The organism is Streptosporangium sp. NPDC001559 (genome assembly GCF_042893955.1).
In the GTDB taxonomy this organism is placed as follows: Bacteria; Actinomycetota; Actinomycetes; order Streptosporangiales; family Streptosporangiaceae; genus Streptosporangium.
Genome location: NZ_JBIAVG010000009.1, coordinates 157,735 through 184,170, shown reverse-complemented (window position 1 = coordinate 184,170; position 26,436 = coordinate 157,735). Strand labels below are relative to the sequence as shown.

Genomic DNA, 26,436 nt, shown 5'->3' with positions numbered 1-26,436 from the left:
ATCGAGCGCCTGTGACGCGGGACTCCGCCTTCTCCTGGCGGTTCGTGACGCCGCTGTTCACCGGATCGACGATCAACGCGGTCAACACCTCCCTCATCGCGACCGCGCTGGTTCCGGTCGCCGCCGCCGTGCGCGTCCCGGTCGGGCGGACCGCGGTGCTGGTCTCCGCGCTCTACCTGGCGGGCGCCATCGCCCAGCCGACCGGCGGGAAGCTCGCCGAGGAGTTCGGGGCCCGCCGTGTCTTCCTGATCGGCCTGCTGATCGTCCTGGCGGGCGGCGTCGTCGGCGGAACGGGACAGAGCCTGACCGCCCTGGTCGTGGCCAGGGTCCTGATCGGCGTGGGCAGCTCGGCCGTCTACCCCTCGGCGATGCTGCTCGTCCGGCGCCGCGCGGAGGCGGCGGGCCTGACCGCCCCACCGGGTGGTGTGCTCGGCGGCCTGATGCTCGCCGGTGCCGGGACCGCCGCCCTCGGACTTCCCATCGGCGGTGTCCTGGTCGACGCCTGGGGCTGGCGGACCACGTTCCTGGTCAACCTGCCCGTCGCGCTCGCGGCCCTGGTCATGGCCCTGCTGTGGATTCCCGCCGACCCGCCGGTCGAGGGGCCGGTGGCCCCCCGGCAGCTCGCGGCCCGCGTCGACGTGGCGGGCATCGCCGGGTTCGGCGGGGCGACGGCCGCCCTGCTGGTCTTCCTGATGGAGCTGCCCCGTCCCAACTGGATCGCCCTTGGCCTGGCCGTACTACTCGGTGCCGGGCTCGTGTGGTGGGAGCTGCGGGCGAGCCGCCCCTTCATCGACATGCGTCTGCTGCGCGCCAACCCGGCGCTCACCCGCACCTACCTGCGCTGGGCCGTGGCGTCGCTGTGCGTCTACACCGTCCTGTACGGCCTCACCCAGTGGTTGCAGGCCGAGCGCGGCGTCTCCTCAAAGGAGGCGGGCCTGCTCCTGCTGCCCATGAGCGCGCTCCCCGTCCTGATCGTGCAGCCCATCTCGCGGCGCAACCTCGTCCGCGCCCCGCTCCTCGTCTCGGCGTTCTGCTGCCTGGCCGCCTCGATCGGGGTCCTCTCGCTGACCCGGGACACCCCGATCCTCTGGGTCGTCGGCATCACGCTCGCCGTCGGGGTCACCCTGGCCGCGACTTCAAGCGCCAACCAGACCACCCTGTACGCCCAGGCTCCGGCCGCCCAGCTCGGCACCGCCTCGGGGCTGCTGCGCACCTCCGGATTCCTCGGCTCGATCGCCTCTACCGCGCTGATCTCCCTCGCCTTCCACACCCAGGTGAACGACGACCGCCTGCACGTCCTCGCCCTGATCATGGTCGCGGCCTCCCTGGTCGGCGTGGCCCTGGTGCTCACGGACCGCGGGCTCACGGCCCGGGCCGACTCGTGACCGGCGGGCGGGGCATGGTTGAAAACCCTTTGTTCCCGGTACGGCGTGCCTGGAAGCATCACGGCCCATGAGCCTTATCGACATCGACGAGATCCCGACCGGCCCGGTGCCCGTACCCGACGCCATCGCGACACTCGCCGGTGACGACGACATCACCCCGGTGTGGCGCAACGAGCTCGGCGGCCTGACGTTCCGGCTCGACGACGGCCGTGGCGGCGTCAGATACGCCAAGTGGATCGCCGTCGGCACCCCGGAGATCGACCTGGCCGCCGAGGCGGAACGCCTGACCTGGGCGCGGCGCTGGGCGAACGTCCCCCGGGTCCTCGAACACGGCACCGACGCCGACGGCTCCTGGCTGGTCACGGCGGCGCTCACCGGCCGTTCCGCGGTGGACGACCGCTGGCGTGACGGCCCGGCGGCCTCCGCGGCCGCGGCGGCCGCGATCGGCCGGGGGCTGCGCGTCCTCCACGACGCCCTGCCCGTCGCGGAGTGCCCGTTCGACTGGAGCGTCGAACGGCGGCTCGCCCGCGCCGACGAGCGCGTCGCCGACGGTGAGGGGCCGCAGGACTGGTCCCCCGAACACCGTCATCTCGGCCTCGCCGAAGCCCGGTCGATCATCGGCGACCCTCCGCCGATCGACCGGCTGGTCGTCTGCCACGGGGACGCCTGCGCCCCCAACACCCTGGTGCACGACGACGGCACGTTCGCCGCGCACGTCGACCTCGGCTCACTCGGGGTGGCCGACCGGTGGGCCGACCTCGCGGTCGCGGCCTGGAGTACCGAGTGGAACCACGGCCCCGGCTACGACCACCTGGTGTACGAGGCCTATGGCGTCGCCCCTGATGAGGAGCGCATCGCGTACTACCGGCTCCTGTGGGACCTGGCCTGACCCCTGTCCGGAAAAATCGCTGAAAATGAGAGGGGCGTCACGGACAAGGCCCTTTCCTCCGTTGGGTGACGCGTGACCGTGTTCCCGAGTATCGATCCGAGATTGGCAGTAAACCAGCGAAAAATGGCATTTTCCCGGCCTATATCGTCTGCCCGATTCTGATTTGATCGGTACCGAGTTAATCACCCAAGGACGGAGTGCACGTGTCAGCTATCAAACGCGTCCTGGCAGCGCTGACCCTTGTCGTCGCGGCCCTCGCGGGCCTTGTCAGCCCGGCCGGGGCGGATGTCGCAAGCGCGGGGAGCGCGCCCACGACGGTGAAGTCAGCACTGGCATTTCCCACGGTCAGTCCGGTCCCAGAGTTCTGGGACACGAGATACTGGACCCAGGATCAAGCCACCGAATGGGTCAACAACTGCGCGTCCGGCAGGCTCTGCACCTGGATCAGGAACGGCAGCGGCTACGCGCTGTTCCAGTTCTACAACTGCACGGAATACGCACTGGCGCGATGGGAGGGCACGACGCCCTACTTCAACAACCAGAACGTCCGCGTGGAACTCCGCGACCAGTACCACCGCACCCTCCGATACATGGAGCCCGGCGCCAAGTTCATCACGAACTGGGACGCGGTCTGGTTCATCAACCTCTGCGCCTGACCCCGGACCATGACCTGGCCGAACCGGACACGGCGAGGCAAGAGTCAAGATCCACCGGCGCGCGTACGGCGTGAGCCGCCCGACACAGGGCCCCAAACGGAACCCCCGGCCACCGGGGGTTCCGTCATTGTCAGGAAAAATGCTTCTTTTTCAACTGCGGCCTTTATCGATGATCCCTCAGCTCGTTGGCCAGGGTGAAACAGCGACAACGAAACTCACCTCGCCTTTCGAGCGCCAAGTGCCCGTCCAGAGATTCCGCCCGTGACCGGGCGTGAGATCACCGGCGTCATCACTCCCGTTCAGGACCGGAGAAACGGGTCCCGGTAGTGAGCGCCACGGAAGACATAAGAACCCTTCGGGGCACACCGGACCGTCACTTACGGGACACGGGTGACCATTGACGACTACGGAGAGTTATCAAACGAAGAAACAGTAGCTCCAGGTTCACGGGAGGTGCCTCGCATGAGGCGACAGATCATCAAAGCCACCGTCTCCACCGCATGCGCCGTCGCGATGCTCGCCGGCGCGACGCTTCCGGCCTACGCCGCGACGGGTCGCTTCGTCTACCGGCTTCAGGCCGGGCGGCCCAACCTTGTGGTCAATCCACAGAGCCTCAGGTGCATCGGCCTCTCCGCGTTCGGTCAAACCGTCCGGCTCGTGTCCAACGGCACCGACGAGGTCGCGAACATGTACGTCAACCGCAACTGCACGGGAGCACCCATCCCCGTCGCCCCCGGGGAGCAGCGGGACTTCGACGAGCCCATCTCGGCGGTGATGTTCGTCCCCCGCTGACGCCCAACTCACGTCGGCGGACACCCGGGAAGCAGGTAGGTCATCCCGCCATAGCCGTCAGGCGGTTACTGAAGCGGGTGAGCATGGTGGTCTGGGAGGTCTCGGGGAACAGGCGGCCGACCGTCGGCGGGATGCGCCAGTTCGCGGGACTGCGCCTGGCCAGCCGGGAGACCAGCGAGACCTTCGGGTAGCGGGCCCGCTCGTAGGCGCGCAGCCGTACCGGAAGGTCTCCACCCTTGGCGAGTTCGCGGCCGAGCACCCACACGTCCTCAAGGGTCTGGTTGGCGCCCTGACCCAGGGTCGGCGGCATGGTGTGGGCGGCGTCGCCGATCAGGGTGACGCGGCCCTGCCCCCAGACGGTCCGGACCTTGTTCCAGTGATGGCCGAAGAACCCGAGGTCCTCCTCCCGCGCGGCGGCCAGTACCTCGGGGACGGGTGAGGCCCAGTGCCCGAAGCGACGCCTCAGCTCGGCCAGCGGTGCGGCGGGCCGTGGGTCGGAGGGCGACCAGCGCACGTCGAACCACCACTGCAACAGCCCGTCACCCCCGGGAATCAGCCCGCACGCCCCCTCCTTCCCGGTGATCATCAGGTGGAGGTTGGTGTGGGTCAGGTCGATGTCGATCGGGCTGAGCGCCTGCCAGGTGCCGAAGGTCGCCGTACGGACGACCTCCTCACCCCAGAGCTGCCGCCGTACCGCCGAGTGGTGGCCGTCGGCCCCGATGAGCAGGTCTCCGGTGGCGGTCGTGCCGTCGTCGAAGGTCACGGTGACCTTGTCGTCGTCCTGCGTCACGCTCCGGAAGCCCGTCCCGTAGCGGACAAGCCCCTCGGGCAGCCCTTCGGCGAGACGGTTCAGCAGGATGTTCCGGGAGACCGACTTGTTCTCGAAGCCGAAACGGGCGGCGGTGTGGACCAGGTCCATGGTGGTGCGCAACCGGCCGCCGGAGGTGAGCGCGTCGATCCTGTCGATGCGCCCTCCCACACCGTCCAGGCTGACACCGAGATCGTTCAGTACGGCGACGCCGTTGCTGAACATGGTCAATCCCGCCCCGCCCGTCCGCCTGGCGGCGGCCCGCTCGAAAACCCGCACTCGATGGCCGGCGGCCAGCAGGTGGCGCGCCACGGCCAGACCGCCCACTCCAGCACCAACGACAAGGATGTCCATATTTCCTCCAAATCGGAGTATCTCCGATATGAAGATATACCAAGCTGGAGTAGGTTGGCTGAGTGGCCCACAAACACCCGGAAGAGGACATCTACCGCGAGTTCCTGATCGCGGTCGTGCAGCACAACGAGGCGGTGGCCAACCGGCTCGGCCTGCAGCCGGCCGACGTCGCCGCCGTCATCCTGCTGGAGATGCGCGGCCCTCTCGCCGTCGGAGCCATCGCCGAGGAACTCGGGCTGCCGTCGGCCTCGACGACCCGGCTGATCGACCGCCTGGAGAAGGCGGGTTACGTACGGCGGGTGCGCGGCGAACGCGACCGCCGTACGGTCACCGTGGAACTGCTCGAAGACGGCCTGGGCGACTACGAGGCCACCCGCGACTCCGCGAGGCGCCACCTGGACGCGATCGGCGCGCACTACACGCCGGAACAGATCCCCCTGCTCCTGGGCCTGCTCACCCACATAGGCCACGCCTACCGAACCGCCACCCGAGAACTCCGCCAGTCCTCTTCTTGACCGCACGGCCCAGGAGGATCGGCCCTCGCCGCACGACCGCCCTCGAACCCGCCATCCGACCCACACCCATCACTGGAAGCCCTCACAGTGAATGTCGGAGGATCGCTACCGCCTGCCCAGCAACCGTCCGATTTTCGGATCAGCTCCAAGTGAGGCAGTTCCCGGGAGTAGGCACGAGGTCTTCACTGGGGCGAGAGCGATCTAGGCGTTGAGCTGAGCCAACGCGATGGGACGTCCACGGGACCTACATGACGTGCGCATGCACGATCTCCCCTTCAATGATCATGCGCACCCGAAGTGATCATTTTAATCCCTTATCGATACTTACATGATCGTTGATCTTCGACGTACGGTCTGACGGCTTTGTCCTTTTCTGTCTGAATGGAGGGTGAGTGGGCTCCCCCCTGATGGTCCGCTCCACCGCGTCGTTACGCCGACGTCCGTCACTCGAACGATTCCTGGCCGCAGGTCTCACCGTCGTCCTGGTGGTGACACCGACGCAGTCGGCTCAAGCCGTCCCTACTCCGCAGCCTAAAACACCTCAGGTGAAAACCGTGGCCGAGCGCCCGGACCGGGTGTCGGCCGCGCTGACCGCCCGGTTGCAGGGCAGCCGGGTCCTCGTCACCGGCGAGACAACAGAGTCGAAGCTCACCTACGCCAACCCCGACTCCACCTTCACCACCGAGACAGTCAGCGGTATCGCCCGCGTTAGGCAGGGCGAACGGTGGGTCGCGGTGGACACTACGCTGATCGAGGACAACGGTGTCCTCCGACCCAGAGCGGCCAAGGCCGGCGTCGAGTTCTCCGCCGGAGGCCAGGACCGGCCGTTGGCACGGATGTCGCAGGGCGACAAACGGTCGTTCGCGTTGACATGGTCCGCCCCGTTGCCGAAGCCCGTGGTCAAGGGCAACGTCGCCACCTACATCAACGCTGCCGGTGTCGGCGCAGACCTCGTCGTCACAGCTCTGCCCACCGGCTTCCGTCATGACGTGGTACTACGGGAACGCCCCAACGGGCCGGTGGAGTTCAAGCTTCCGGTGCGGACCGAGGGACTGCGGTTCGGTATGACCAAAAAGGGTGGCCTGAAACTGACGACTCCCAAGGGCAAAGTCGTCGCCTCCGCCCCCGAACCCTTCATGTACGACTCCTCTACCGACAAGACGGCTCAGCCGAGAAGCGCGGCAGTGACGGAAGCCGCCATCGACACGAAGGTGGTCGAGGACGGAAACGGCCAGCAGACGCTGGTGCTCAAACCCGATCCGAAGTTCCTGGCCGACCCGTCCACAAAGTATCCGGTGACGGTGGACCCCACCACGACACTCACCTCACCGAACGGCTTCACCGTCAACTCTCCCTGCACGACCAGCGGGGGCGGCGGCATGTCCGTGGAGCTGACGCCTGGCATCAGCGACATCACTCCATGCACGTCGGGAGGCACCAACGTCAATCGCGCCCTGATTGACTTCGACACCTCCAGCCTGTCCGGTCAGCAGGTAATGGACGCGCGCCTAGACCTGATCGGCGACCTGGTCAGGTGCCCGGCCGGGCAGAGCCTTCGCGTCCGGCGCATCACCAGCAGTTGGAACTCCGATCCGTGGAACGGCCCCAGCGTGCTGTGGTCCAACCAGCCCTCTTCCACCAACGCCGGTGAGGTCCTCTCGGCACCGCCGACGGTCTGCGGACCAACCTCCTACGCGCAGAGGACCCCTTGGTCGATCCCCGTTACGGCGATCGCACAGGCGTGGGCCGGCGGCGCCGCGGGTCACGGGCTCGTTCTGGCTCCCAGCGACGAACCGAACCGCGCCAACACCTTCGGCTGGTTCTTCGACGACTACTACACCGCCAATCCTCCCAAGCTGGTAATCACCTACGGTTCCACTCCGTGGACCGGCAGGCTACGCGCGATACCGATGACCGCGGCCAACAACAAGTTCTACGTCACCACTCTCACCCCCTCGCTGGCCGCCGAGGTCAACGACGTCGACGGTGGCGTGCTGAAAGCCGAGTTCCAGGTCGAGCACGACCCGTCAGTTCCCACTCAGGGGAGCGGCCTCATCTGGTCGGGTGAGGTTGACAACGTGACCGCCAACGCCGAGGCGAAGATCACGATTCCGGCGGGCAAGCTGGCCGACGGCTGGACGGTCCGCTGGCGCGCCCGTGTTTCCGACGCCTCCTCCTCGTCGACCTGGTCGCAATGGCAGCCACTGAACGTTGACGTGACCGCACCCACCATCTCCTACTTCAACTGCAATTACCCCGCAGGTCAGTGGAGCGCGTGGAGGCAGGACGCCGAGTGCTGGCTGGGAACGGACGCGATCACCGTCGACGAATTCAACGCAGACGACATCAACACTGAACTGTGGTGGGGGCTGGACGACCCGTCCGCCCCGAACCGGATCACCACCGGCTGGGGCTGGTCCCAGGGCAAGCTGGTCAACGACTTCCCCATCACTCCGGGAGACGGCTGGCACACCGTCTACATCAAGGTCCGTGACAAGGCCCACAACCTCTCCCAGGTCACCGCGCACAGTTTCGGAGTCGGCAACGGAGGAATAGCCACCCCGGCGGACAACAGCCGCACCGGACAAGCGGTCACTCTCTCCGCCGCAGCCGCTCCCGACTATGACAAGGTCCGCTACGAGTACCGCACCCGTTTCCTATTCGTCGACTACACCGTCATCCCCACAGCCGACGTGAGCACGCCGGGCTCGTCGACCCCGATCTCTTCGTGGCCGCAGAGCCGTACCGACACCTCCAAGAACTTCGCCGACCTGACCTGGAACCTGGCCAAGACTCTGCATGACGCGGGCAGCACTGACAGCCTGGTTGAGGTTCGGGCCTGCTTCAACAAGAACTCCGCTCCCGGCTACGACTGCGCCCCGCCGATCCGGGTGGTCCTGGACCACTCGGCCTTCGGCGGCTCCTACGCCACCGCGCAGATCGGCCCCGGAAACGTGGCGCTACAGACCGGCGATTTCTCTCTCACCACCTCAGACGCAAGTCTGTTCGGTATCAAAATCGATCGCACTCTGACCACCCTGGACCCGACCGCCAACCGCGACGACGAACAACTCGCCGAGAACAAGGTCTTCGGTCCCAGCTGGCGAGCAGGCTTCCCCTCGGTTCCATCCGGAATCACTGACTTCTCCCCAACCACCGGAACTGACTCGCTGCAGCTCGTCGGCCCCAGCGGTGAAACACTGACCTACGTCCGCAACGGTCAAACCTTCACCGGGGTGAACGACGCCTCCGACGGTTCACGGATCACCGTGGGCGCTGAGGAGCTGACCGCCACCGACGCCACCGGCTCGAAGACCACCTACACCAGACTGAACGGCAGATGGGTCGTCACCCGTGCTGAAACGCCTGCGGCGGAGTCCGCAGTCACCTACTACCGGGACGCTCAGGGCCGGGTGACTCGGATCTTGGCGCCGGTTTCGGCCGGGGTCACCTGTGGCACGACCCTGGTTTTCGGCTGCCGGGCGCTGGAGCTGAGTTACGCCTCCTCGACCACCGCCACCGGCGTGGCCTCCGGTTGGGGCGACTACACCGGTCAGGTCAAACAGGTCTCCTTCACCGCCTTCGACCCCGAGACGAACGCGATGAAGACCACCGCGCTGGCGACCTACCTCTACGACTCCACCGGTCACCTACGCCAGGTCACCGACCCCCGCACCAACCTGGCCACCACCTACTACTACAACGCCGAGGGACGCCTGTCCCAGCTCACCCCGCCGGGCCTGGCACCCTGGCGGCTGGAGTACGACTCCACCGGCCGCTTAGCTCATGTTCAGCGTGAGGGCGGCACCGTCGACCCCACCTGGGCGGTGGCCTACAACGTGCCGATCGGCGGCACCGGCGCTCCGATCGATCTATCTCTCACGCAGACCGCCAAATGGGGCCAGAATACCGACCTGCCCACCATCGGAACTGCACTCTTCCCGGCCTCCCACCTGCCGCCCCGGGCCAGCAACGGCGCCTACCAGCCAGCCGCCAACGATTGGCAATACGGGCAGGCAATCTACACCGACGTCAACGGCCGCCTGGTCAATACCGCCGCTTATGGCACTGGAGCCTGGCAGATCACCTCGAGCCGCCATGACGACAAGGGCAACATCGTTTGGGAACTGTCGGCCAGTAACCGTACTCAAGCGTTGGCCCCGACCATCGACACCGACTCATACACTGCGGGACGCAACAACTCAGCTGAACGAGCCAACCTGCTGGCCGAAACCAGTGAGTACACCGTCGACAGTGATCTGCTCACTCGGGAAAACCCTGCCCATCGTGTGAAGCTGGCCTCAGGTGACATGGCATCGGTACGAGAACGTATCAGCTTCATTTACGACGAAGGCAAGCCCGAAGCTGGTAAGGCTTACCACCTGGTGACCACTAGCAGGACCGAACCAATCGTGCTGGACGGCACCGTCAATGCCACCGAGCAGGACGTCAGAATCGGCAAGACCGGCTACGACCCGATCGTCTCGGGAGACTCCTCAGGCTGGGAGCTGCGCAAAGCGACCACCAAGACGGTGGTCATGATCGGGCAAGCGAATATCACCCGTAAAACGCGTTACGACGCGGCAGGCCGGGTGATCGAAGAACGCCTTCCGGACAGCGATGGAACCGATGCTGGCACCGCTGTGAACACCTACTACAGCGCCAACGGCACCGGTCCAGTGGAATGCCGGAAACCCCAGTGGGCGACACTGCTCTGCCGCACGGAACCCAAGGCTCAGCCGACATCCGGTGCGTCACTCGTGGTCAAGCACATCGCCGCCTACAGCTACCTCGGAGGGCCCACCCAGGGGATAGAGACCGCGGGATCGGTCGTACGGACCACCACCATCGGCTACGACTCCGCCGGCCGTGCCACCTCCCGCCTCACAACCGCCACACCGGCGGCCCAGGGGGGTACGAGCCTCCCCGCAGTCACCACCACCTACGCCCCAGCCACCGGACTCTTGACCAGGACCACGGCCGGCGGCGCCTACACCCAAACCGACTATGACGACTTCGGCCGCCCGGTTTCCTACATCGACGCCGACGGCAGCACCTCTACCGTCACCTACACCGTCGACGGGCAACCTGCCACCAGCAGTGACGGCAAAGGCACCACGACTTACACCTACGACGGCACCGATTACCGAGGCCGCCAGGAACGCCGGGGACTGCTCACCAAGATCGACACGCCTGGAGTCGGTGCGTTCCAGGGGGCCTACGGCGAAGACGGCCAGCTCGTTCAGCAGGCTTACCCCAACTTGCTGGCCGCCGAATATCGTTACGACAACGTCGGCAACGACATCGGCTTGACTTACACCAAGGATCAGAACCGATGGTTGGAGTTCGCCAACGTCCCCGGCGCCCACAACACCGTCGCGCGGGCCATCAGTCCCGTCAGCCAGCAGGACTACACCTATGACCGGGCGGGCCGACTAACCCAGGTCGCCGACGTCTATGCGGGAACCTGCACCACCCGGGCCTACACGTTCACGGCCAACACCAACCGCAGCAGCCTGGAAATCTACCCTTCGGCTGCCGGAGGTGGATGCTCAACCAGCACAACGGCAGCCACCACGGTCTATACCTACGACGGAGCCGATCGCATCACCAACGCCGGTTACGCTTACGACGCCTTCGGCCGAACCACCACCGTGCCCGCGGCACACGTCTCCGGCAGCGCCAATCTCCAGGTCGGCTATCACGTCAACGACCTGGTCGCCTCCATGCAGCAGGGAGGCGTCAGCCGCACCTTCGCCCTTGATCCTGAAGGACGCGTCCGCTCCACCACCCAGACCGGCGGAGCTCACTCGGGCACCACCGTCAACCATTACGCAGGTGTTGGCGATCAGCCTGTCTGGATTGCTGAAGCTGACGGTACCTGGACCAGGAACATCGAAGACCTCGGCGGGGATCTCGCCGCCATCCAGCACTCCAGCGGCCAGGTCACCCTTCAGCTAACAAACCTGCATGGCGACATCGTGGCCACCGCCGATGCCGGCACGGTCGCCAGCGGCATCACCACCTACTCTGAGCAAACTGAATCTGGAATCGCCCGGAACGATAACAGCGCCGACCCCGCACGTTATGACTGGCTCGGCGGAAAACAACGCGCCTCAGACGCTCCTGGTGGTGTCATCCTCATGGGAGCACGCCTCTACAACCCTGTTACCGGGCGATTCCTCCAAGTTGACCCAATCGCAGGTGGAAGCGCCAACGCTTATGATTACTGCGTCGGAGATCCCGTCAACTGCCTGGATCTTGATGGACGCATCATCTGGATTCCAGTTCTCATCGGTATTGGGATGCTTGTAGAGGCAGTGATCGCAGCAACAATTGTCACTGCTATTGTAGTTGGCGTCTACGGTGTCTTCGATAACGTCCGATGGCTCATCGTAAACGCGGAAAGCAAAAGAGCAGAGAAGGCGAATCCAGGTAATTCACCCACCTGGAAATCGCTCAAGCCGTATCGCGGGAAGACGAAAACCGACGGCAAGGGAAAGTACTACGAGTGGGATTACACCCATGGAGACATCGAAGTCTACGATAAAAAGGGCAGACACCTTGGAAGCGCCGACCCCGTCGAGGGTAAGATTTACAAACCTGCAGTGTCAGGACGAAAGATCTCGCTGTGACCTTCATTGACGACGTCCTCGCCGGGCGAGCCTCAATCAACGACTTCGACGATTACATAGACACCTGGCACTCACAGCCAGAGGGGAAACCACTTCACGTTGCTGCAGGCCTCCTCTGGCCGGAGTATGCCATGTGGGTTAACGACGCCGACACGATGACATACATTGTCGAAGGCCGCAAGGTCGGAAAAAACCTCCTCGAATACCTTCTAGAGCAGAAGGATCATGACCCCAAAGCGCTAAAGCTATGGGGCCTAGCAGATCGCCTCTACGCTGCAGAGTGGCGCAATCCAGATCGATATCCAGAACCAAAGTAGATAGTTCCTAAGCTTTTCCCCATAGCTCCACCGAGTGCACCCTCCGGCAAATATGGCCAGAGGGTGCACTTTCCCATATGTCACCCATTCACCTCAATTATCCATCCAGGTGACGGCGGGTGTGGATGAAAGCGTTCCCGCCGAACCCAGTTGGTGCACAGGCGGGGAAACAGGAAACCGAAAATGCGGCTAACACAATTGGGTAATTTTTATGGGGATGGTGGAGATTTTCCTAAGGTTGGCGCCCTTTTTACGAGGTGGGTTTTTCCTGATCTTGTACAGCACGCGGATGTGTTACTGGCGCCAATGTAACCTTTGCCGGTAAACGTGATCAGACCCGCTGCCCTCAGGCGGCGCGAAATGCCCCGAGGTCCGGGCGGCCGTCAGATCTCGTACCAGCCCCCAGCGAGCCGGGGTCCACAACAGCGTGTCGTCCGGACGGCCAGGACCTGGATGGTCATCCCGTGCTGGCGGCGCTTACCAGAGTGGTATTGGCGATCGGCGGCCACTCGATCGGTCGAGACGAGGGCGCCGTCCAGAACGACGAGGCGTATCCGGCACGCTTGGCAGCTCGCAAAGCTGGTCCGGGTCAGGGACCGGTGGGCGAGCAGGATAGTGAGGAGTCCTCAGGACCCCGACGAGAGCGGCGCGTACTACACGCCGGAACAGATCCCCCTGCTCCTGGGCCTGCTCACCCACATAGGCCACGCCTACCGAACCGCCACCCGAGAACTCCGCCAGTCCTCGTCCTGACCTGGAGTGACGACTACTTCCGGTCGTCCACGGAGACGGACTGGCGATAGGACAGTTCGTAGAGGTGTCCCGGCTTGATGATCACGCTTACCTCCACCGGCCGTTCGTCGGTGGAGTACACCGTGCGGAACTGCCGGAGAACGGGAACCCCCTGCGGAATGTCGAGGGCCTCCGCCTCCTCGGTCGTCGGCGGGCGAACCGACAGGCGGTCCACGAACTCACGCTCCGGGTAACCGAGGTCGTGCAGGACCTGCGGTGCGCCTCCCCGGATTTTGCCCCGTCCCGCCAAAGGAGTCCCCGCGGCCAGGCTGACCGGGTAGTAGGACCAGGACAGCTCTACCGGCTCGTCCTGGCGAAGTGTCAGCCGGCGCCGCAGCACGGCCCTTTCCTCACCAAGAGCGGCGGCGACATCGGCAGGCGCCGTGACCTCGGCGACATCGAGCAGTTTGTATTTGACCCCTCGTTCGGCCGGGTCGAAGTACGCGGCGGCGTTCACCGTGAACTGGTGACGATCACGCACGAACACCCCCTTGCCCGTCTCGCTGACGAGATAGCCCTCCGCCTTGAGGATGCGCCAGGCGGTCTGCACGGCGGTCGTCGAGACACCACGTTTGGCGGCCAGCGCCGGAATGGACGGAAGCTGCGCACCAGGTGGAATCTGCCCGGCCATGATCTGAGCACGAAGGTCAGCGGCGATCCGCTCGGACTGGTCTCGGGTATCGGGCTTCACAGCTTCCCTCCGTTGAGATCTCTACAGGAGCGATGAGATCGGCATCGGCGCAAGCGCCCTCGTCCGACAGATCAAGTCACGCCCCCTCATGAGGACGATGAGCTCATCCCCTCACTACGACGCGCATGCGTGCATCTGCGGCCGCCACACAGGTACTTCTCGCACCTTATCGACAAGGAGGCAATGTCTCCACTCTCGAATCTCCTTGTTGCCTTGACGTCAAGGACGTATCATTCTGGCAGGACGAAGGCATGATCCTCCCGACCAGAAAGCTCCCTATGTCCAGCTTTCATATGCCTGTTGAGATTCAGCGAGAACCAGAACTCCACCGAACAACAGCGCCCGGACGCAGCTCGCAGAAAGATCAGTCGCGAACGAACGCACCAGCCCGAGCACCCCCTTGCGGCCTCGAACAACTTGGCCACACCTGCGGGCATCGGCTCGCATCAAGAAGTCCTGTGAGGTCTCGTCTCAGGGACCGGGAAACCAACACCCGGCAACAAGAAGTACCGGCATGGAGAACATCAACGAGGAGCACGTGCCCCGCGTGTTCGCACTGGTTCAGGAAGGCTGGGAGGGCGAGGAGGCCGAGGTGGTGGCCTACGGGCTGACGTTGCCCTGCGGGCAGGCGGCGACCATCGGGGCCGACGGCCGTGGTCACGGGTTGTGGAACAGCGCGCAGAGCGCCGCCAGGCGGCTGCACTCCGACCTCGTCTGGTTCGGTGACGAGGGCGGGTGAGACGGGCGCGGCGGGGTGGGGTGTCCCGGCAAGGGGGTCCGGGGAGAGCCTCACCCCGCCGTGCCTGTCTTCGCCCCGGCCGGACGGAGCGGGGACGGACGCGGGTACCCCACACCGCGTCGCCCTCGCCGTCCGCCGGGACTTCTCCCCGCCGGGCGCTCGGCGGGAAGGACCCGTCGGCCGATTCCCAGTGGGGAGGTACTTCCGCTGGGAACCGACCGGCGGGAGTCCGGTCAGCGACCCGGGTTCCCCGGCACGTGCTCAGAAGTCACGCACCGGAAGGTCGTGTACCGCAGCGGAACACGCCCGAACCCGGTCGAAAAACGTCAGAAGAGCAGGAAAAGCATCAGAAGAACAGAGGGTCACACTCCGGTTGGCTGCTTCTTGGCGGTGATGGGGACGACCTCGGCGAGCGACTCCTGGCGCCGCTGGACGGTCTGGAAACCGACCAGGTCGTCGGGGAGCGCGTCCGGCACCTCCTCGTCGAACCTGGCCAGTGTCTTGATCCGCAGTCCGGCCACCGCGATGGCGGCGATGGCGAAGGCGAACAGGACGTACATCAGGCCGACGCCGCGTCCCGGGCCGGTGCCGATCACGGCGCCGAAGGTGTCGGCGAGCGCGCCGCCCGGCATCATCAGCGGGTCGAAGATCGCGCTGCCGTACGGCGCGACCAGGCCGAAGCCGATGGGCAGCGTGGACCACGCGATGAGCGTGTTCAGCGCGATGACCCGGCCGTGGAAGCGCTGCGGCACCTTGACCTGGATGATCGTGGCGTAGACGCCGTTGAGCATGGTCAGCCAGAACGACATCCCGAAGACACCGATGGAGACGATGACGAGGTTGCGCTGGAAGCCGACGACCAGGCAGAAGACCGACAGGATGAGGGTGGAGAGCATCACTCCGCGCAGCCGCTGCCGCCTGGGGCCGCCCCAGATCGTCATGGCCAGACCCGCGATGAAGACGCCCAGGCCGCCGAAGAAGGAGACCCGGCCGACGTCCTCAAGGGTGGCGAAGCCCAGCACCAGCGGGGAGATGAGCAGGAACAGCGGGGACAGGAAGACGTTGAGGAAGGCGAAGAAGAACAGCATCGCGCGGAAGCCCTTGACGCCCCAGGAGAACTTCCAGCCCTCGACCATCTCGGCGACGAGGGTCTCCCTGCGCTTCCAGGCCATGGTCTTGGGGAAGCGGACGAACAGCAGGACCCCGATGGCGAAGACGTAGGAGGCGACGTCGAGGGCGAGGATGCCCTCCAGGCCGATCACCGCCATCAGACCGACGGCGACCAGCGGGACGATCAGCTGGGCGGTACCGGTGATCATCTGAACGACGCCGTTGGCGTGGCCGAGGAAGCGCTTGGGGACCAGCTGTGGGATCGCCGAGTTGTAGGCGAGTCGTTGGAAGGTGAGCGCGACCGACAACACCACGAGCAGCGGATATATCTGCCAGACGTCCAGATTGCCGGTCCACAGCAACACGCCCATGATGAACTGCGTGCCGAAGGCCCCGATGTCACCGGCGAGCATGATCTTTCGCCGGTCGTAGCGGTCGACGAGGGTGCCCGCGAGCGGGGCGACCAGCATGCCGGGCACCAGCGCCAGCACCGAGAACAGGGCGAACCTGACGAGCGAGCCGGTGTGGATGTAGATCCACAGCGGGATGGCGAACTCGGTCAGGGACGATCCGACGATCGAGATGAGCTGGCCCGCCGCCACCGCGGCGAAGCGCCGCATGCTCGGCTTCGGCCCGGTCCTCGGCCCGCTCTCCGGTACGGCCTGGCCGTCCGAGGCGGGAGCCGGGGCGCCCTCCGAGCGGTTGGAGACACCTTCGAGCCACCAGGTGGAGCGGGCCGTACGGCGCAGCTCCTCGGTCTCGCCGGAGGCGATGGCCTTGTGGGTGCCGGTGAGGATGACCGACAGTTCCTCGGCGCGGTACTTGAGGAAGAAGTGGCCCGCCTCGTCGAGCACGACCGCCGCGGTCGAGTCGGTCAGCAGGTGCCACTCGCGGAAGCGTTCCTGGTAGAACTCGGTCGCCGGGTCGCGTTCGCCCGCCACGGAGATGATCGGCGCCTTGAGCGGCTCGACCCCCTCCTCGAACAGGCGGGTGAAGTAGCGTTCGGCCTCCCTGGTGCCCTTACGCCGGTTGTCGATGACCAGCTTGAGCTCCTCGCGGCCGAGGTCGTCGACGTCGAGACCGGCGGCCTGCAGGGCGTTGGCCCAGACCTGGTCGCTGCGGAGCTTGTCGGTCAGGTTCGCCATCCACGCCAGCGCCGACTGCGGCCTGGCGAAGGGGAAGACGCCGCCGAGGTAGATGGCGTCGACCTGACGGCCGGCCGCCTCAAGGCGCCTGGCGATCTCCACGGTCAGCATGACGCCGAGACCGCAGTGGCCGTAGAGCGTCAGCGGGCCCTTGACCCCCTTGAGGATCTCCTCGACACAGCCCTCGGCGACCTCGGCCACCGGGCGGGTCTCCTCGATCAGGCCCATCTCCTGGCCGGGTACCGCGACCGCGTGCAGCGCCCACTTCTTGGGCATCGCGTCGGCCAGCGGCTGGTAGATGGCCGCGCTGCCGCCGCCGTACGGCACGCAGACGAGGTTGGAGGTCGTGGCCCTGGCGGGGGTGAGGCGGTGCAGCAGCAGCCGGGGGCCGCTCTCGCCCGCCTCGACGACCTCGGCCAGTTCGCGCACGGTCCGGTACTTGAACAGGTCCAGGATGCTGACCTGGCGCCCGCCTGCGGGGAGAGCCTTCCGCAGGCGGGCCACCACCTGTGCGGCGAGCAGCGAATGTCCGCCCAGGTCGAAGAAGTCGTCCAGCACGCCGACCTGGACCAGGCCGAGCACCGCGGCCCACACCGAGGCGATCGCCTCTTCGATCGGTGTCCCCGGCGGGACGAAACCCGCCTCCTGATCGGGGCGTTCCTCGTCGGGCTCGGGCAGCCTGGCCCGGTCGACCTTGCCGTGCGACTTCAGCGGCAGCTCGTCCAGCCAGACGAAGCGTGCCGGGATCATGTATTCGGGGAGCCGCTCGCCGAGTGAGGCGCGCAGTTCGCCGACGGTCGTCTTCTCTCCCACAAGGTAGGCGACGAGACGGTCCTCACGCAGGTCTACCACGGCGTGGGCGACGCCGGGCTGGTCGGTGAGGACGGACTCGATCTCCGACAGTTCGACGCGGTAGCCGCGGACCTTGACCTGCAGGTCACGGCGACCGAGGAAGCACAGGTCCCCCGAGGGCAGCCAGCGGCCCAGGTCGCCCGTCTTGTACATGCGGGCGCCGGGCTCGCCGTACGGGTCGGGCAGGAAACGGTCGGCGGTCAGACCGGGCTGGCCGAGGTAGCCGCGGGCGAGCCGGTCGCCGCCGAGGTAGATCTCGCCGGTCATGCCGGGCGGGACGAGCCGCAGGTGCTCGTCGAGCACGTAGACCCTGGCGCCGGGCAGCGGCCTGCCGATGGGCAGGTTCAGCGCACGCTCGGCCTCGTCGGTGACGGCGTGGGTGGAGATGCCGACCGTCGCCTCGGTCGGGCCGTAGTGGTTGACGACCCTGGTGTGCCCGGTCAGTTCGCGGGCCCAGCTCCATTTGGAGGCCTCGCCGCCGAGGACGAGCAGCTTGCGCGGCAGCAGCTCGGCGGGGTTCACGTCGGGGTCGGCGAGCAGCGACGCGAGGTGGGAGGGAGTCATCTTGATGTAGTCGGTACGGCCGAGCTGTTCGGCCAGTTCCTCGACCGGCGCCTGCGGGTCGACCAGGTGCAGTTCGCCACCGGTCATCAGCGACAGGTAGAAGATCGTCACACCGAAGTCGAACGAGAGCGACTGCAGCAGGGTGTAGACGCCCGCGGGCTCGACGGCGAAGCGCTCCCTGACCCCGGCCAGGTAGTTCAGCACCTGCCGGTGCTGCACGCCGACGCCCTTGGGGCGCCCGGTGGTACCGGAGGTGTAGATGACGTAGGCCAGGTTGCCCGGGATGACACCGGGGTCGTCGAACTCGGTCTCCTCAAGCGCCTCGGCGTCGAGCAGGACGAGCGGGGGGCCGGAGACCAGGTCGGCCAGGTCCGTGGTGGTGATCACCACGGCGGCCCCCGAGTCCTCAAGCATGTAGGCGAGGCGGTCGCGGGGCTGCTTGGGGTCCAGGGGCACGTAGGCGCCGCCGGACTTCAGCACGCCGAGCAGGGCGGCGGCCACGTCCGCGGACTGGTCGAGCAGCACCCCGACCCTGCTGTCCGGGCCGATGCCGTGCCGGTTGCGCAGGAGCGCGGCGATCCGGCCGGAGCGCTCGTCGAGCTGGGCGTAGGTGTAGGTGTCGTCCTCGTGGGTCACCGCCGGGGCGTCGGGGGTGAGCCCGGCCTGCGCGGTGACGATCTCGTGGAGCAGGTCGTGACCGGTCGGCACGAGGTCGGTGCTCGACCCGAAGCCCAGGACGAGTTCCCGCTCCTGCTCAGACAGCAGCGACAGCTCGCCGACCCGGGTGTCCGGGGAGTCGACGATGGAGCTCAGCAGCGTGATGAAGCGGGAGCCGAGCAGCTCGACGGTCTCCGGGTCGAACAGCGCCGTGTTGTAGGTGAAGTTGCCGACCAGGCCGTCGGGGCTCTCGAAGAGGTAGAGGGCCAGGTCGTAGCGGGTGGTCCTGACGGGCATGGAGACGTAGGAGATACGCCCGTCCTCCTCGCCCGCCTTGTAGTTCTGCAGCGCGAAGGTGACCTGCACCAGGGGTGACCTGCTGACGTCGCGGACGACGTTGAGCTCGTTGACGAGCTGGTCGAACGGCAGTTCCTGGTGGGCGAAGGCGTCGAGCGCGGTCTCCCTGGTGCGGGCCAGGAAGTCGGTGAAGGCCGGGTCGTCGGCCAGGTCCGCGCGGAGCACCAGCGTGTTGACGAACATGCCGACGACGTCGTCCAGCTCGGGCAGGCCCCGCCCGGCGACCGGGGAGCCGACCGCGAAGTCCGTCTGCCCCGAGTAGCGCGCCAGCAGCACCTGGAAGGCCGCCATCAACGTCATGTACGGCGTCGCGCCGGAGGACTTGGCCAGTTCGGTCAGGCGCGCGGTGAGGTCGGCGTCGACGGCGAAGTCGAGGGAGGCGCCCTCGTAGCCCTGCTCGGCGGGGCGCGGCCGGTCGGTCGGCAGTTCGATGGCGGGCAGCCCGGCGAGCTTCTCGCGCCAGTGGTCGACCTCGCGGCGGTGGTCGCGTCCGCGCTGCCAGAGGGCGTAGTCGCCGTAGCCGACCTGGGCGGGCTTGAGGGTCTTGCCGTCGTGCAGGGCGAGCAGCTCACGGATGACGAGGTCGACGGACCAGCCGTCGACGACGGTGTGGTGGGCGGCCAGCAGCAGGACGTGGTCGTCGGGGGCGAGCCGTACCAGGAGGGTCCGAAGCAGCGGCCCGGTCTCCAGGTCGAACGGCGTCGCGACCTCGTCGTCGAGGAGTTCGACGGCGGCGTCCAGGTCGTCGGCCTCGGTGACGCGCAGCTCGGCGGGGCGGGGCCCGTCGACGACCAGCTCCGGCGTGCCGTCCTCGGTGGTGAGGAAGCGCATTCGCAGCGCCTCGTGGCGGACGACGATCTCGTCGAGGGCGCGGCGCAGCGCGTTCTCGTCGAGGTCGCCGCGCAGGCGCACCGCGACGGGAACGGTGTAGGTGGTGGTCCCCGGCCGGTACTGCTCGAGGAACCACAGGCGTTCCTGGGCGTGGGACAGGGGTGGGGTGACTGAGGGGTCCCGGGCCGTGATGGTCCGGGACTCCTCCCGGCGCCGGAGCCGCTGGGCGAGCAGTGCCCTTTTGGCGTCCGACAGCGTTGTCTCGGTCATTGCAGCTCCGTCCGGAGGGCGGCCAGGAAGTGTGCGGCGTCCCGGCCGTTGATCAGTCGGTGGTCGTAGGCGAGGCCGATGTTGGCGACGGTCCTCGTCGTCACCGCGCCGTCCTCCCCGAGGACGAGCTCCGGCTGTGGCGAGGTGATCGCGAGCGCACAGACCGTCCCCGGGAAGACAAGGGGGACCGCGAGGACGACGTCGGCGTCGGTGTGGAGGGTGACGGCGATGTTGGCGCCGGTGAGGTCCCTCTCCTTGAAGTCGCCTTCGGCCGCCGCCAGGCGGTAGCGCATCAGCGTGTCGGCGATCTCCTTGAGCGTCCCGGTCTCGCGGACCACCGGGACGTAGAGTCCCTCCCCCATGTCGAAGGTGACGCCGACGCGCGGGGCGTCGGAGAGCCTGGCGCCGTCGCCTTCCACCGCGGCGAAGAACAGCGGGAACTCGGGGTGCAGGGCGGCCACGGCCCGCACGAACAGTTCGGTGAGCCCGACCGGCCTGCGGACCTGCCTGCTGAGGTCCTTGGTGCGCTCCAGGGCGGGGCCGACGTCGAACTTCACGACGGTGTAGGCGGCGGGGATCGTGCTGTGCGAGGTGGTGACGGCCCTGGCGACGGCCCGCTGCACCCGGGAGAGGGTGTGCCGCGCCGCCTCGTCGAGCTCCTCGGGTACGGCCTGCGGGGCGGGCGGTTCCTGGGTGAGGCCGGCGAGGCGTTCCACGTCGGCGCGGCGGATGACGCCGAGACCGAGGGAGGCGATCTGCTCCGGGGTGATGCCGAGTTCGGCGATGAGGGCGCGGGCGGGGTCGGTGATGACGGGGTCGCGTGGCGCGGGGGCGTCGGCGGGAGCGCTGCTGGGGACACTGACGGGAACGGCCGTCGAGGCGGCTGCCGGAACAGCCGCCGGGGCGACCGTGACAGCCGCGGGGGCCGCCACGACAGGAGCCGGGACGGCGTCGGGAACGACCTCGGCGGGCGGGGCCTGGGGTTCCTCGGTGATCCTGGCCAGCAGCGCGCCGGGGGTGACCCAGGTGTTGAGAGCGGCGCCGTGGTGCAGGTAGCCGGACTCCTCGGCCTCCAGCTCGTCGGCCGCCTTCGAGGTCTCCAGGACCACGACGGGCTCGCCGGCCCTGACCGGCTTGCCGTCCTCGACGAGCCACGCCACGACGAGGTACTCGCTGTCGTTGTTGTTGAGCTTGGGGACGCGGATGTCAGCCACGCAGGGCCTCTCGTACGGCGTGGTGGATCGTGGACTCCCCGGCCAGGACCTCGCTCTCCAGGTGGGCAGCGGTGGGGATGACGCTGTCCCGCGAGTGGACGAGGCGGACGGGGCCGCGCAGGCGGTCCCACACGCGCTCGTGCAGGAGGTGCGCGACCTCACTGCCCCAGGTGCCGCCCGCCGTGCTCTCCTCGGCGACGAGGACGACGCCGCCCACGTACGGCAGCAGCGCCTCGACGTCCAGCGGGTAGAGGCGGGAGGGGACGAGCAGGCGGCAGGAGATCTCGTCCTGGAGCAGCAGGGTCCGCATCGCGGCCAGTGCCCGGTGCGCCATGCCGCCCGGTGCGATGATCACGCAGTCGGGTCTGCCGTCGGCCTCCGCGATGGCCAGTTCGCCGTCGCGGCGTACCGGGAACATCGGGTCGGTCCGGCCCATCTGCCGGGTGTAGAGGACCTTGTCCTCGAAGAACAGGCAGGGTTCGCCGCGTCCCAGCATCGAGGCGAGGGCCTCACGGTTGTCGTGGAAGGGCGACATCTCGTACAACGACAGGCCGGGCATGCCGATGAAGTGCTTCTGCATGCTCTGGCTGTGCGTGGGGCCGTATCCCCTGCCGCCGCCGGTGGGACAGCGCACGATCATCCGCAGTGGCAGGCGGCTGCCGTACATGGAGACCGACTTGCTGGCGAAGTTGCAGATCTGGTCGAAGGCGAGCGCGACGAAGTCACCGAACATGATCTCCGCGACGGCCGTGTTGCCGGTGAGGGCCAGGCCGGCGGCGACGCCGGTCAGGGCGCCCTCGCTGATGGGGGTGCCGATCACCCGCCCCGGGAAGCGCATCGAGAGACCCTTGGTGATCTTGAAGGCTCCGCCGTAGGGGTCGAGGACGTCCTCACCGATCACGTAGGCGGTGGGGTCGTCGTCGAGCAGCCCGTGCAGGGCCTCGTTGAGGTTCTCCCCGACTCTCACGACGTCCCCCGAGAAGACGACGCCTCCCAGCGGGAGGGCGGACGCGCGGCGATCTCCTCCGCGATGGCCTCGACCTGGGCCCTGACCGTTCCGTCGAGCCGGTGGAAGTGGTCGGGGTGGTCGTTGGCGTAGCGGACGTACCAGTCGTTGTCCTTGGCCGCCTGTACGGCGTCGGCCGGGCGGATGTCGTCGCCCTTGCTGTGCGGGCCGAGCCGGTGGGTGGCGAACTCGACGATCAGGGGTCTGCCCGACCGCACCGCGGCGACCGGTTCCTCAAGGGAGGCCCTGATCTCGTTGACGTCGGTGGAGACGACCAGATGGTGGGTGATGCCGAAGGCCGCCGCCCTGCTCGCCACGCTCCCGGCCATCTGCGCCGTGGTCGGGGTGGACTGGGCGATGCCGTTGTTCTCCACGACGACCATCAGCGGCAGCCGCCAGAGGGCGGCGAGGTTCAGCGCCTCGTAGACGGCGCCCTCCCCCCAGGTGCCGTCGCCGATGTAGACGCAGGCGAGCGCGCCCGGTTCGGCGCGCTTGAGGTGCAGGGCGACGCCCGCGGCGACGGGCATGCTCTCGCCCTGGACGCCGGTGGACATGTAACGGTCACGGTGGATGTGCTGGCTGCCGCCGACTCCCCCGCAGACCGCGCCCTGCCTGCCCATGATCTCCGCGAGCAGGCCGTGCGGGTCGCGGAACCTGGCCAGGTAGTGGCCGTGGCCCCGGTGGTTGCTGAAGACGTGGTCGTGTTCGCCGAGCAGCGGGGTCAGCGAGACGGGGACGTACTCCTGCCCGAGGCAGGTGTGGGTCGTGCCGTTCAGGTCACCCTTGCCGTACAGCTCCAAGAGCTTCAGTTCGAAGTGCCTGACCAGGAGCAGCAGTTCCAGGTCGTCGTCGCCGAGACGCGACAGCCTGAGCCGGTCGAGGGTCTCAGTCATCTCCGAGGGACTCCACGATCCCCGAGATGGTCGGGTTGTCGAAGAAGTCGTCAAGGGAGACCTCGACGTCGAGCCGCTTGCGCATCCGGGCGATGATCTGGGTGATGGTCAGCGAGTGGCCGCCCAGGTCGAAGATGTCGTCGTTTTCGTCGATCGGCGAGATGCCCAGGACTTCTTCCCAGATCTCGCGTACCTGGTCGGTCAGGGTGGTGACGGAACCCATCTCTTCTCCAGAGTGTCGTTCAGTAGCGTGTTGATCGGTTTTTCGGGGGCGGAGGTGGCGCGTTCCAGAAGAAGACGCAGGTCGTCGGCCACTTTTCGGGCGTCCGAAACCACCTCTGGGTCATAGCGAAGGCTGACCGTGAGCCCACCGGGGCCGTCGACGCACTGCAGGTGCAGCGCGCCTCTCACCGCGTGGTTGAAGACCGTCCACTCGACCGAGGCGTCGAGACCGGTGAAGACCGGGTCGGCGTCGCGGCGGGTGCGGTAGCTGACGGAGACGGGAACCAGCGCGGCGTGCGGCCGGATGCGGGGCATCGCGCGGACCAGCGGAACCTGACGGAACCGGTAGACCTCGCGCAGCCCCGCGCGTAGTGCGGTCGCGAAGGACCCGAAGTCCTCCTCGACGGAGGGTGCTGAGGAGACCGGCAGTTCGTTGACGAACAGGCCGATGTGGCCCGCCGCCTCCTTCGGCCGGGTGGACAGGTCGACGGCGGTGGTCACCCGGTCGTTGCCGTATCCCCTGAGCAGGACGTGCAGGGCGGCCAGCAGCGTCTCGAAGCGGGTCAGCCCGGGAACCGCCGAGGGGACGGCGGTGAAGCTCAGCTCCCGCCCCTCGCCCGCGCGCCGGGAGCGCAGCGTCCGCCCGAGCAGCACGGTCTCACCCTGCTCCCGCCAGCGGGACTTCCAGAAGTCCCGCGCCTCGGGCAGCAGGGCGGCGACCCGCTCCCGCTCCATGGCGCCGTGGTCGAGGGACGCCAGCGGCGTGAGCGGCTCCCCGTTGTACAGCGCCGCCAGGTCGCCGGCCAGCACGTCCTTGGAGTGGCCGTCGAAGACCAGGTGGTGGGCGACGAAGACGAGCACGTGACGGCCCGGTCCCGTCTCCAGCAGGGTGAACCTGGCCAGCGGCCCCTTCTCCAGGTCGAAGCCGCGCAGGATCTCCTCCCGCACCGCGGCCTCGACGCCCTCGGTGACCCGCAGGCTGCGCACCGGGACGTCGGCACCGGGGACGAGCCGCAGCCCGCCCTCGGCCTCGGCGGCCACCTGGCCGAGCATGGGGTGGCGTTCGACGAGCGCGGCGCACGCGGCGAGCAGCGTGTCCGCGTCGAGGTCGCCGTCCAGGCCGATCAGCAGCGGCATGTGGTAGGCGGTGCCCGCGCCGACGAGCTGCTCGGTCACCCACATCCCCTGCTGGGTGAACGTGACCTCGTGCCCGGCGTTCACGGCACCCGCTCCATGCTCGCGCGCAGGGCGCGCTTGTCGACCTTGCCGCCGTTGTTGCGCGGCAGGGCGTCGAGGGTGGTCACGTGCGCGGGCAGCTCGTGCGGGGCCAGCCTGTCCTTGAGGAAGACGCGCAGCTCCTCGGGGGCGAGCGGAACCTTGGTGGCCATCGCGACGGCGACGACGGTGCCGAGCACGGGGTGCGGCACGCCGAAGGCGGCGGCCTCGACCACGGCGGGGTGCTGGTAGACGGCCTCCTCGACGTGGATCGTGGAGACCTTGTAGGCGCCGGACTTCACGACGTCGCCCTCGCGGTCGACGAGATAGAGGTAGCCCTCGGTGTCGATGCGGCCCAGGTCGCCCATCCGCACCCAGCCGTCGCGGAAGGTGGAGCTGTCCGGGTCGCCGTAGTAGGAACGCGGGGCGGCCGGGGAGCGCATCCACACCTCGCCGGTCTCGCCCGGCGGCAGCGGGTGGCCGTCGGCGGTGGCGATCCTGACCCGTCCCCCGGCGATGGCGCGGCCGACGCTGCCCGGACGCTCGGGGTCGAACATCATGACCGTCTGCGCGGGGGCGGCCTCGGTCGAGGTGTAGTAGTTGGTGATCGTCGCATTGGGGAAGGCGACGGTGAGCGCCTCGGCGACGGCGGAGGGCAGCGGCGCGGCGGCCGAGCCGAGCAGCAGCACGCTGGACAGGTCGTGGCGGTCACCGATCCCGGCGTTGAGCAGTTCGATGGCCATCGCGGGCACCAGGAAGACGGTGCCCGCCCGGTAGGACTCGATCAGCGTCGCGAAGCGGCCCGGGGTGAAGCGCGGCAGCGTCACCACGGCGGGGTGGGCGTCGAGGGCGTTGATCAGCATGGCCTGGCCGGCGTTCGTGCCGATCGGGAAGGCGTGCACCAGGTGGCGCGAGTGCGCGAAGGGACGTCGCTTCGCGCCGCAGCCGTACGCCAGGTTGGCGTGGGTGGCCGAGACGCCCTTGGGACGGCCCGTCGTGCCGGAGGTGTAGAGGATCTGCGCGAGGTCTCCGGGTGCGGGATCGGCGATCTCATAGGACGTTTCCGCACGCAGCTCGTCCGGGGTCGCGCTCCAGCCGACTCCGGGCGCGTCGAGGCCCGCGGCGTGGACGGCGCCGCTCGCCCCGCAGTGCTCCAGCATGAAGCGCAGGTCGGCGGGGGCCAGGCGGTCGGAGAGCGGCACGGCGACCGCTCCGGCCGCGAGCACGCCGCAGAAGGCGGCCGCGTAGTCCGCCCAGTCCGCGTTCCCGAAGACGAGACCGACCCTGTCGCCCCTGGTCACACCCCGGGCTACCAGGCCGTTCGCGATCGCGGTCGCTCTCTGGTGCCACTGGAGATAGGTGAGCGGCGCTGAGCCGTGCACGATCAACGCGACCCCGTCCGGGTCGGCTGCGGCCCGGTCTCTGAGCAACTGGGGAACGGTCAGGTTCACCAAGTGAACCTCCCACAAAAGATCGGATGTATGAACCCGGCGCATAAAGAGCGCCCGAGGTCTCTACAGGAAAGAA

At 67.6% G+C, this 26,436-nt stretch carries 18 protein-coding genes; 9 read left to right on the top strand and 9 right to left on the bottom strand.

Going from position 1 to position 26,436, the window contains the following annotated elements:
• Nucleotides 1-11: 11 nt before the first annotated feature.
• The 4 genes from ACFYY8_RS21300 (at nt 12) to ACFYY8_RS21285 (ending at nt 3,722) form a co-directional block, all read left to right on the top strand.
• Nucleotides 12-1,385, top strand: coding sequence for an MFS transporter (locus ACFYY8_RS21300; protein ID WP_390043384.1), 1,374 nt, complete (start codon nt 12-14; stop codon nt 1,383-1,385).
• Nucleotides 1,386-1,452: 67 nt separating this feature from the next.
• Nucleotides 1,453-2,274: an aminoglycoside 3'-phosphotransferase gene (locus tag ACFYY8_RS21295; protein ID WP_390043382.1), complete on the top strand. Its 822-nt coding sequence runs from the start codon at nt 1,453-1,455 to the stop codon at nt 2,272-2,274.
• A gap of 203 nt (nt 2,275-2,477) precedes the next feature.
• Nucleotides 2,478-2,930, top strand: a complete 453-nt coding sequence (locus ACFYY8_RS21290; protein WP_390043380.1) for a hypothetical protein — start codon at nt 2,478-2,480, stop codon at nt 2,928-2,930.
• Nucleotides 2,931-3,392: 462 nt separating this feature from the next.
• On the top strand, nt 3,393-3,722 hold the full coding sequence (locus ACFYY8_RS21285) for a hypothetical protein (protein WP_390043378.1): 330 nt from the start codon (nt 3,393-3,395) through the stop codon (nt 3,720-3,722).
• A gap of 40 nt (nt 3,723-3,762) precedes the next feature.
• On the opposite strand, the gene ACFYY8_RS21280 is transcribed toward ACFYY8_RS21285, so the two are convergent.
• Complete coding sequence (locus tag ACFYY8_RS21280) at nt 3,763-4,884, bottom strand: FAD-dependent oxidoreductase (protein ID WP_390043376.1); 1,122 nt, start codon at nt 4,882-4,884, stop codon at nt 3,763-3,765.
• A gap of 62 nt (nt 4,885-4,946) precedes the next feature.
• Between ACFYY8_RS21280 and ACFYY8_RS21275 the strand changes: the two genes are divergently transcribed.
• From ACFYY8_RS21275 to ACFYY8_RS21260, 4 genes are all read left to right on the top strand, one after another.
• Nucleotides 4,947-5,399, top strand: a complete 453-nt coding sequence (locus ACFYY8_RS21275) for a MarR family transcriptional regulator (RefSeq protein ID WP_362774483.1) — start codon at nt 4,947-4,949, stop codon at nt 5,397-5,399.
• A gap of 545 nt (nt 5,400-5,944) precedes the next feature.
• Nucleotides 5,945-12,034 (top strand): DNRLRE domain-containing protein, encoded by a 6,090-nt coding sequence (locus ACFYY8_RS21270; protein ID WP_390043373.1) that lies wholly within the window; start codon nt 5,945-5,947, stop codon nt 12,032-12,034.
• Nucleotides 12,031-12,351, top strand: a complete 321-nt coding sequence (locus ACFYY8_RS21265) for a hypothetical protein (RefSeq protein ID WP_390043372.1) — start codon at nt 12,031-12,033, stop codon at nt 12,349-12,351. The genes ACFYY8_RS21270 and ACFYY8_RS21265 overlap by 4 nt, the downstream gene beginning before the upstream one ends.
• 615 nt (nt 12,352-12,966) lie before the next feature.
• Complete coding sequence (locus tag ACFYY8_RS21260) at nt 12,967-13,104, top strand: hypothetical protein (protein WP_390043370.1); 138 nt, start codon at nt 12,967-12,969, stop codon at nt 13,102-13,104.
• A 13-nt stretch (nt 13,105-13,117) separates the two neighbouring features.
• Here the strand turns inward: ACFYY8_RS21260 and ACFYY8_RS21255 are convergent, their stop codons facing one another.
• Nucleotides 13,118-13,834 (bottom strand): GntR family transcriptional regulator, encoded by a 717-nt coding sequence (locus ACFYY8_RS21255; protein WP_390043368.1) that lies wholly within the window; start codon nt 13,832-13,834, stop codon nt 13,118-13,120.
• A gap of 514 nt (nt 13,835-14,348) precedes the next feature.
• Here ACFYY8_RS21255 and ACFYY8_RS21250 point away from each other — a divergent pair.
• A complete protein-coding gene (locus ACFYY8_RS21250) occupies nt 14,349-14,573 on the top strand; it encodes a hypothetical protein (RefSeq protein ID WP_390043367.1) in 225 nt (74 codons plus the stop codon).
• Nucleotides 14,574-14,935: 362 nt separating this feature from the next.
• On the opposite strand, the gene ACFYY8_RS21245 is transcribed toward ACFYY8_RS21250, so the two are convergent.
• The 7 genes from ACFYY8_RS21245 to ACFYY8_RS21215 are packed head-to-tail and all read right to left on the bottom strand — an operon-like array spanning nt 14,936 to nt 26,360.
• Complete coding sequence (locus tag ACFYY8_RS21245; protein WP_390043365.1) at nt 14,936-20,359, bottom strand: amino acid adenylation domain-containing protein; 5,424 nt, start codon at nt 20,357-20,359, stop codon at nt 14,936-14,938.
• On the bottom strand, nt 20,356-21,573 hold the full coding sequence (locus ACFYY8_RS21240; protein ID WP_390043363.1) for a 2-oxo acid dehydrogenase subunit E2: 1,218 nt from the start codon (nt 21,571-21,573) through the stop codon (nt 20,356-20,358). Before ACFYY8_RS21240 ends, ACFYY8_RS21245 begins: the two co-directional genes overlap by 4 nt.
• Complete coding sequence (locus ACFYY8_RS21235; RefSeq protein WP_390043361.1) at nt 21,566-22,540, bottom strand: alpha-ketoacid dehydrogenase subunit beta; 975 nt, start codon at nt 22,538-22,540, stop codon at nt 21,566-21,568. The genes ACFYY8_RS21240 and ACFYY8_RS21235 overlap by 8 nt, the downstream gene beginning before the upstream one ends.
• Entirely contained in the window at nt 22,537-23,472 is a 936-nt protein-coding gene (locus ACFYY8_RS21230; RefSeq protein WP_390043359.1) for a thiamine pyrophosphate-dependent dehydrogenase E1 component subunit alpha, read from the bottom strand. The genes ACFYY8_RS21235 and ACFYY8_RS21230 overlap by 4 nt, the downstream gene beginning before the upstream one ends.
• On the bottom strand, nt 23,465-23,695 hold the full coding sequence (locus ACFYY8_RS21225; protein WP_352008511.1) for a phosphopantetheine-binding protein: 231 nt from the start codon (nt 23,693-23,695) through the stop codon (nt 23,465-23,467). Before ACFYY8_RS21225 ends, ACFYY8_RS21230 begins: the two co-directional genes overlap by 8 nt.
• On the bottom strand, nt 23,674-24,915 hold the full coding sequence (locus tag ACFYY8_RS21220) for a condensation domain-containing protein (RefSeq protein WP_390043356.1): 1,242 nt from the start codon (nt 24,913-24,915) through the stop codon (nt 23,674-23,676). The genes ACFYY8_RS21225 and ACFYY8_RS21220 overlap by 22 nt, the downstream gene beginning before the upstream one ends.
• Complete coding sequence (locus ACFYY8_RS21215; protein ID WP_390043354.1) at nt 24,912-26,360, bottom strand: class I adenylate-forming enzyme family protein; 1,449 nt, start codon at nt 26,358-26,360, stop codon at nt 24,912-24,914. Before ACFYY8_RS21215 ends, ACFYY8_RS21220 begins: the two co-directional genes overlap by 4 nt.
• Between the last annotated feature and the right edge of the window lie 76 nt (nt 26,361-26,436).